The sequence below is a fragment of the Falsirhodobacter xinxiangensis genome (genome assembly GCF_004959935.1).
In the GTDB taxonomy this organism is placed as follows: Bacteria; Pseudomonadota; Alphaproteobacteria; order Rhodobacterales; family Rhodobacteraceae; genus Falsirhodobacter; species Falsirhodobacter xinxiangensis.
The window spans coordinates 1-791 of sequence record NZ_SMYN01000066.1 but is presented as its reverse complement, the minus strand read 5'-3'; the positions used below and the strand labels follow the sequence as shown (position 1 = coordinate 791).

Here is a 791-nt window from a genome sequence, read left to right as displayed (position 1 = left end):
CGCCGATGCCGGCAAGATGTATTCCATGTCGCAAGAACTGTGGCAGGGCGGGCAGATCGACAAAGAGACTGCACCGCGCGCCGTCCGTGAGTATCTGGAAACTCTGGACGATGCCGCCTTCGGTGGAGCCAGCGAGGTGCGCCCGAAGTTCGTCTCCTGCAGCGATCCGGCCAGCCAATGGACCGCCGCCATGAACGCTCCCGCGATCTTTGCCTATTCCACCAACTATCTGATCGACACCGACCACGCGGTCATCGTGGATGTCGAGGCCAGTCGATCCATCCGCCAAGCCGAGGTTGGCGCGGCACGCACCATGATCGACCGCGCGAAGGACCGCTTCGATCTCCAACCGGAACGCCTGGCGGCTGACACCGCCTACGGTTCCGCAGAGATGCTGGCCTGGCTCGACGAGCGCGAGATTACCCAGCACATCCCAGTCTTCGACAAGACCGAACGCGCCGACGGAACCTTCCCGAACACCGTCTTCGCCTTCGATCCCGAAGCCAACGAATACACATGCCCTGGCGGCAACAAGCTCAAGAAATACTGGTGCGACATCGGCAAGGCCCGCCCCGCTTACGGCGCGGACGGCTTTCGCAAATACTATGCCAGCACGAAAGACTGTGGAGGCTGCGACCTCAAGGCCCGCTGCACGCCGAACCAGGCCACCCGCAAGATCTCCCGGCACCGCCATGAAGCTGTCCGCGACAAGGTCCGCGCCTTCGCGGGAACAAGTGCCTACCTCGAGAGCATGCGAAGGCGGAAGAAGGTCGAGATGCTCTTCGCCCACC

Annotated in this window: 1 protein-coding gene; it reads left to right on the top strand. The window is 62.8% G+C overall.

Features of this window, described 5'->3' with window-relative positions; translation table 11 throughout:
* Nucleotides 1-791: transposase (locus E2K76_RS20150; protein ID WP_246033038.1), on the top strand; the 791-nt coding region annotated here is incomplete at both ends.